Genomic DNA, 6,919 nt, shown 5'->3' with positions numbered 1-6,919 from the left:
CACCGGGCCTGCGGACCCCCCCGTTGGCCGGCACTGTACGTGCTCAACCAACTCTAACGTCCCGGCATCGCCGGATCCACGCCGGCATCGTGCGTTGGCTCGCGTGCGTGACATAAATCGCTGCTCGCCCGATTCGCCAAAAATCCTGGCCGGACCGCACCTTCTCCGCCTACAGAGCGTTCCGACGGCCTTCCGCCCGCATCCCGTCGAAACGGCGCCCGACCGCCCGGCGACGCCCGCGGCCACCCGCATCGCCACAGCTCAGCGGGCCGCCGGAACGGCCATATGGTTGCTTTCTGTAGCAATTCGCGCCGGGCGGCGGCGTCACCGGGTCAGGTAGTCCCGGAGCAGGCGTTCGCCCTCGTCGATCGCGTCGAGGTCGACGAACTCGCCGCGGGTGTGGGCGAGGTTCGGGTCGCCGGGGCCGTAGTTCAGCGCGGGAATGCCGAGCTCGGCGAAACGCGCGACGTCCGTCCAGCCGTACTTGGCCACCGGGGTCCGGCCGGTGGCGGCCACGAACGCGGCGGCCGTCGGCGCGTCGAGCCCGGGCAGGGCGCCAGCCGCCAGGTCCGCGACCTCGAGGTCGAACCCGTCGAGCACCTCGCGGACGTGGTCGAGCGCGGCCTGCGGGGTGCGGTCCGGGGCGAACCGGAAGTTCACCGTGACCTGGCACAGGTCCGGGATCACGTTGCCGGCCACGCCGCCATCGATCCGGACCGCGGACAGGCCCTCGCGGTAGGTGCAGCCGTCGATGGTCACGCTGCGCGGGCGGTACTCCGCGAGCCGGCGCAGGACCTCGCCCGACTTGTGGACGGCGTTGTCACCGAGCCAGGAGCGCGCCGAGTGCGCCCGGGTGCCGCCGAGCGTGACGACGACTCGCAGCGTCCCCTGGCAGCCGGCCTCGATCTCCCCCGAGGTGGGCTCCATCAGGATGGCGAGGTCGCCGTCGAGCCAGTTCCGGTGCCGCTCGGCGAGCCGGCGCAGGCCGTTGAACCGGGCGCTGACCTCCTCGTTGTCGTAGCAGATCCAGGTGAGGTCGTGGCGCAGCCCGCCGGGCCCGGCGGCGAGCGGCAGCGTGGCGGCCAGGCGCAGCGCTATCGCCACACCCGCCTTCATGTCCGACGTCCCGCACCCGTACAGCCGCCGGCCCTCGACCCGGGACGGCACGTTGTCCGCGATCGGCACGGTGTCCAGATGCCCGGCGAGCACCACCCGCGACGGCAGGCCCAGCGAGGTACGGGCGACGACGGCGTCGCCGTCCCGGTCCACCCGCAGGCCGCCGACGCGGGCGAGGGCGGCCTCGACCGCGTCGGCGAGGGCACGCTCGTCCCCGCTGACGGACGGGACGTCCACCAGCGCCCGGGTGAGCTCGCCGACCGGCATCGTCAGGTCAAGGTCCATGCGGCGACCCTACGGCGCCCGGCCGCCGGCCCTCAGCCGGCGACGCCGTGCTCGCGTAGCACGTCGTTGAGGGCCAGCTTGTCGTGGATCTCGCCCTCGGCCAGGGTACGAAGCACCAGGATGCACGGCATCGCGAACTCCCCGGCAGGGAACGACCGCACCCGGCTGGACCCGACGGCGACGGCCCGCTCCGGGATCTCGCCGCGCGGGTACTCCTCGCCGGTGGTCGCGTCGTAGACGTGGGTGGACGCGGTGAGGATCGCCCCGGCGCCGAGCTTGGCCCCGCGGCGAACCCGGGCACCGTCGACGACCATGCACCGGCTGCCGACGAACGCGTCGTCCTCGACGACCACGGGCACGGCGTTCGGCGGTTCGAGCACGCCGCCGAGCCCGACCCCGCCGGACAGGTGGACATTGCGGCCGACCTGCGCGCAGGACCCGACCGTCGCCCAGGTGTCGACGAGGGTGCCGGCGCCGACGTAGCCGCCGATGTTCGTGTAGCTCGGCATCAGGATCGCGCCGGGGGCGATGTGCGCGCCCCAGCGGACGATCGCGCCCGGCACCACCCGGACGCCGTCGAAGCGGGTCTTCAGCGGTACCCGGTCGTGGTAGCGGAAGTCGCCGGCGGACGACTCGACCATCGACAGGACCTTGAAGGACAGCAGGATCGCCCGCTTGGCCCGCTCGTCGACGACGACGGAGCCGTCCGCGGCGACGACGGCCACCCGGGCGTCCCCGGCGTCGATGGCGTCGACGGCACCCACGACGATCTTGCGGGCGTCGGCGTCGTCCGGGCCGAGGTCGGCCCGGCGTTCCCACAGCTCGTCGATGACGGGGTCGATCACGGAGTCGGAGGTGGTGTTGGAGGCGCTCACAGTCCAGACCTTACGAGGTCCGGACGAGGTCCGGCTGATCGGCGGACTGGTCCCGGTCCGCCGATCAGCTCCGCTTCGCTGATCCGGTCAGCGGATGTCGGGCTCGCCCTGCCACTGCCCCGAGGCTGTCTCGCCCCGGCCACCGGGCCCGGTGCCGTAGGGCTGCTGCCCGTGGCGCGGCGGCGGCTGCTCGTGACCACCGGTCTGGGGCTGGCCGTCATAGCGCCCGCCCTGACCCTCGTAACCGCTGGTCCTGGGGTCGTAGCCGCCCCCCGGTCCGGGCTGGCCGTCGTAGGCCGGGCGCGCCTCGTAGCCGGCCCGCAGGTCGTAGCCGCCGGACGGGATCTCCTGGCCGGCGGTGGACTCGTACGCGATCCGCTCCGGCACCGCACGCGGCGCCGTCCCGTACCCGCCGCCCGCGGCGGGATAGCCGGCCGCGCCCGCGGCGGAAACCGGATAGCCCTGCTGGTGGGCATGGCCGACGCCAGGGTGCGTCCCCGTGCCGGACGCGCCCGGGGGGGACGCCGGCGGGATCATCGTCATCCGCTCGGGCACGGTAGCCACCTGCGAGTCCGGCGCGGTCAGCGCGACGCGGACGTGGTAGCGACCGGCCTCGCCGTAGAAGGTGCCCGGCGCGACCAGGACGCCGACGCCGGCGAGCGCGTCGACGGTGGCCCACGCGTCCTCGCCCCGCGTCGCCCACAGGTACAGGCCCGCCTCGCTGTGGTCGATGGTGAACCCGGCGACCGACAGGGCCGCCGCGAGCACCGCCCGGCGGTTCGCGTACCGGGCCCGCTGGTCGGCGACGTGCATGTCGTCGGCGTAGGCGGCCGCCATCGCCGCCTGCACCGGGGCCGGCATCATGAACCCGGCGTGCTTGCGCACGCCCAGCAGGCCCGCGACGAGCTGCGGGTCACCCGTGACGAAACCGGCCCGATAGCCCGCGAGGTTGGACCGTTTCGACAGGGAGTGCACCGCGAGCAGGCCCTCGTGCGACCCGCCGCAGACGTCGGGGTGCAGCACCGAGACCGGCCGGCTCTCCCAGCCGAGCTCGATGTAGCACTCGTCGCTGGCGACGATGACGCCCCGCTCGCGCGCCCAGCCGACGACCGCGCGCATCTCGTCGATCGTCATGACCCGGCCCGTCGGGTTGCCCGGCGAGTTCAGCCAGACCAGCGTCACCCCGTCCGCCGGGCCGACGACCGGCTCGCAGCGGGCGAGCAGCGCGCCGACCTCGTACGTCGGGTACGCCGGCGTCGGTACCCAGACCCGGTCGCCGGGCTCGAGCCCGAGCTGCCCGGGTAGTTGGGCGACCAGTTCCTTGGTCCCCAGCACGGGCAGCACGGCACCCGGATCGACGAGGACGCCGAGGCGGCGGGCCAACCAGCCCGCCGCCGCCTCCCGCAGATCAGGCGTTCCGGCCGTCTGCGGGTAGCCCGGGGCGTCGGCGGCGCCGGCCAGCGCCTGTTGGACGACGGCCGGCGTCGTGTCGACCGGCGTCCCCACCGACAGGTCGACCAGCCCGTAGGGGTGCGCGCGGGCCTTCTCCCGGAAGGCGACTAGCTGGTCCCAGGGGAAGTCGGGCAGCCGCACGCGGGACCGGGCCGGTGACCGAAGGGTTCCGGAGCCGCCGGGGACGCCGGCGCCGCCGGAGATGTTGCCCGGCCTCCCAGCGCCGCTCAGGACTCGCCCTGGGGCGCCAGCGCGGCGACGGCCGGCGGGTCGAAGTCCAACGCGCCTACCTTCGAGGCACCGCCCGGCGAGCCGAGCTCCTCGAAGAAGTTCGCGTTGGTGTCGGTGTAGCCCTTCCACTGGTCGGGGACGTCGTCCTCGTAGTAGATGGCCTCCACCGGACACACCGGCTCGCAGGCTCCGCAGTCCACGCACTCGTCGGGCTGGATGTAGAGCATCCGCCCGCCCTCGTAGATGCAGTCGACCGGGCACTCCTCGATACAGGCCCTGTCCTTGACATCGACGCAGGGCTCCGCGATGACGTAGGTCACCGGATGTTCCTCCTCGGGCTCACGGGCGACTGAGTCCCTAGTATCGACATGGACAGTTCCGTGTCGACAGCAAGGGCGTGCGCTGGTGGTGTATGTCGTCCGCATCACTCGGGCCGACATCGGCGCGCGAGTCATGATCCGGCGGCGTATCCCGGGTCCAATCCCTCTCAGTGATGTCCTCGGGACGCTACGGTCATGGTCGTCGCACGTACTGACGGTCGAAACGGCGGATGGTTCTGCTGTTCAGGTTACCGAGGAAGACATCGTCGCGGCACGCGTTGTCCCCGCCCGACCAGCGGCCCGACGACCACGCACGGTCACGCAACCCGATGTCGCCAATCCGACAGGCCTTACCCGGACGACGCCGGACACGACAGATCCCGGCACCATCGTCCGAACCCAGCCGGTCGAGCGCGCGACAATTCCAGACATGACACTCCCGGATACGACGCACACAGGCACGGTGTCGCTCCTGGGGGTCGGCGCCGCCGACGCCGCCGGACCCGGGCCAGGCGCGCCGGCCCCCGCGGCCGGTCCGGACGCGGTGGGATCCGACGGGAGTGTCCGGGCGGAGCGCGGGTGAGCGCGCGCAGCCGCGACCGGTTCGCCGAGGTCGTCCACCGCGAGCCCGTCGATCTGGCCGCCGCCTGCCACCTGCTCGCGGCCGAGGCCGACGCCAGCGCCGACCATCAGGACCCCGCCGTCACCCTCGACGCGCTGGACACCCTCGCGGTCCGGGCCCGCCCGCTGCTCGCCGCCCGCGCCGGCGCCGCCCGGCGCTTCCCCCGGGTCGAGCACGGCACCGGCGCCGTCCCCGGCACCGGAGCCGGCGCTGGGCCCGCCGCCGCGGCCGGGCCCGCGGAACGGGACCAGCCCGGCCGGCCCGGCGCGGGCCACGGGTTCGGCGGCCTGGACCCCCGGGTGGCCGCCGAGGCCCTGCACGAGGCACTCGGGCTCGACGCTGGCTTCGCCGGCTCCGAGGAGGACTACGAGGACCTGCGCTCGTCGCTGCTGCCGGACGTGCTGCGCCGCCGCCGCGGGCTACCGATCCTGCTGTCGGTGATCTGGCTGGAGGTGGCGCACCGGCTGGGCGTGGCGGCCTACCCGGTCGGCCTGCCCGGGCACGTCGTCGTCGCGATCGGCGCGCCCGAGGACTTCGTGCTCGTCGACCCGTTCGCCGCCGGGAAGCTCCTGACGATCCACGACGCGGCGGCGAAGGTCCGCGCCGCCGGGGCGGCGTTCCACCGCGGCCACCTCGCGCCGATGAGCGGCCATGACGTCCTCACCCGCATCCTGGGCAACATCCGCGTCCTCGCCGCCCGCACCGACGCCCCCCGCACCCGCCTGTGGGCGGTCGAGCTGTCGCTGCTGCTGCCGCACCACCCGGCGAGCCTGCGCCGGGAGCGCGGAGAGCTGCGGGTACGCCTCGGCGACTTCCTCGGCGGGGCGGGGGACCTCACCTCGTTCGCCGACGCGGTGACGGCGGTGGAACCGGCGGCCGCCGCGGCCGCCCGCCAGGCGGCCGCCGCCGCGCGGGCCCGGCTCAACTAGCCGGGCGCGCCCTGCGCCGACCCGTCCCGCGGCACGACCGGATCCAGGTAGCCGCCCTGGTAGAACACCAGCGGACCGGCGTCATCGCGCCGCCGGTCGAGCGCGACCACCTCGCCGATCACCAGCGTGTGGTCGCCGCCGGGATGGGTGGCCACCGTGCGGCACTCGAACACCGACAGCGCGCCGTCGAGCAGGGCCACGCCCGTCTCGGCGCCGAGGGTGTGCGGCCACCGGTCGAACGCGTCACCGGCGCCGCCCGCGCCGTGCTCGGGCACGCGCCGGGCGAAGAACCTGGACGCCTCCGACATGTCGTCGGCCAGTACCGACACACCCCACACCCCGGCGGCCAGCAGCGGGCCGAGGAAACGCGCGTCGCGCCGAATGCTCGCCAGCACGAGCAGGGGATCAAGCGAGACGGACACGAACGAGTTCGCCGTCATGCCCAGATGCCGCCCCTCGGCGAGGGTGGACAGAACGGTGACACCGGTGGCGAACCTGCCGACCGCCCGGCGGAACTCACCCGCTTCCAGGGGCGCCCGAACGGCCGACGCCCCACCGCGGGCTCCCGGACCGTGGACGTCCGGCGGCAGGCTGACCACCCGGCCACGCTACCGCCGGGGACGGTCCCCGGACCCGCCCTTGCCCGGTCCGGTGACATCCCGCACAGCCACCGGCGGGTGGCTCAGCGCGGCGCCGGCAGCGCCGTCAGCCCGCGCCGCGCCCGCCCGGCGACCGCGACGACGATCGGACTCAGCCCGCCGAGCAGCAGAAACGCGTAGGCCGTGGCGTTGGCCCGCATGAGCAGGTCGCCTTCCGGGCGGCTGGCGGCGAACAGCAGTACGACCGGGGTCCAGCCGAGCAGCACGGTCACCGGACCGAGCCGGGTGCCGGTCAGCCAACGCACCAGCAGCGCGGCCGCCGCGTTGCCGACCACCGCGAGCAGCAGGCCCACCGACAGCACCGTGCCGCCCAGATCAGGCCCGGCGGGCAGCAGGAACACGCCGTAGAGCCCCAGCCCGACGCCGAGCACGACGCCGAGCGCGTAGGCGAAGGCGCCGAGACCGACCGTGACGAACATGTAGCCGATCT

The 6,919-nt window shown here is 74.3% G+C and carries 8 protein-coding genes; 2 read left to right on the top strand and 6 right to left on the bottom strand.

Annotated features, from left to right (window positions below; all coding sequences use genetic code 11):
• Positions 1-324 precede the first annotated feature (324 nt).
• From dapE to fdxA, 4 genes are all read right to left on the bottom strand, one after another.
• Positions 325-1,401 carry a succinyl-diaminopimelate desuccinylase gene (dapE, locus tag C1A33_RS17015; protein WP_101832470.1) on the bottom strand — a complete coding sequence of 359 codons (1,077 nt, stop codon included), beginning with the start codon at positions 1,399-1,401 and terminating at the stop codon, positions 325-327.
• 32 nt (positions 1,402-1,433) lie between these two features.
• Positions 1,434-2,276 carry a 2,3,4,5-tetrahydropyridine-2,6-dicarboxylate N-succinyltransferase gene (locus tag C1A33_RS17010; RefSeq protein WP_101832469.1) on the bottom strand — a complete coding sequence of 281 codons (843 nt, stop codon included), beginning with the start codon at positions 2,274-2,276 and terminating at the stop codon, positions 1,434-1,436.
• A gap of 87 nt (positions 2,277-2,363) precedes the next feature.
• The gene (gene dapC / locus C1A33_RS17005) at positions 2,364-3,869 is read right to left on the bottom strand and encodes a succinyldiaminopimelate transaminase (protein ID WP_101832468.1); all 1,506 of its coding nucleotides are present in this window, start codon (positions 3,867-3,869) and stop codon (positions 2,364-2,366) included.
• 86 nt (positions 3,870-3,955) lie between these two features.
• Entirely contained in the window at positions 3,956-4,279 is a 324-nt protein-coding gene (gene fdxA / locus C1A33_RS17000) for a ferredoxin (protein WP_009742053.1), read from the bottom strand.
• 85 nt (positions 4,280-4,364) lie between these two features.
• Here fdxA and C1A33_RS37975 point away from each other — a divergent pair, with 85 nt between their 5' ends.
• Complete coding sequence (locus C1A33_RS37975; protein WP_101832467.1) at positions 4,365-4,862, top strand: putative acetyltransferase; 498 nt, start codon at positions 4,365-4,367, stop codon at positions 4,860-4,862.
• Positions 4,859-5,830, top strand: a complete 972-nt coding sequence (locus tag C1A33_RS16990; RefSeq protein WP_101832466.1) for a transglutaminase family protein — start codon at positions 4,859-4,861, stop codon at positions 5,828-5,830. Before C1A33_RS37975 ends, C1A33_RS16990 begins: the two co-directional genes overlap by 4 nt.
• Here C1A33_RS16990 and C1A33_RS16985 read toward each other — a convergent pair.
• Positions 5,827-6,429, bottom strand: a complete 603-nt coding sequence (locus C1A33_RS16985) for a flavin reductase family protein (RefSeq protein ID WP_423748093.1) — start codon at positions 6,427-6,429, stop codon at positions 5,827-5,829. The two genes, C1A33_RS16990 and C1A33_RS16985, sit on opposite strands and share 4 nt — an antisense overlap.
• Before the next feature lie 83 nt (positions 6,430-6,512).
• Entirely contained in the window at positions 6,513-6,908 is a 396-nt protein-coding gene (locus tag C1A33_RS16980; RefSeq protein ID WP_243407639.1) for a DUF6113 family protein, read from the bottom strand.
• Between the last annotated feature and the right edge of the window lie 11 nt (positions 6,909-6,919).

The sequence above is a fragment of the Frankia canadensis genome, from assembly GCF_900197875.1.
Classification (GTDB): domain Bacteria; phylum Actinomycetota; class Actinomycetes; order Frankiales; family Frankiaceae; genus Frankia; species Frankia canadensis.
The sequence above is the reverse complement of the archived record's forward strand: the minus strand, read 5'-3'. Positions and strand labels throughout refer to the sequence as shown.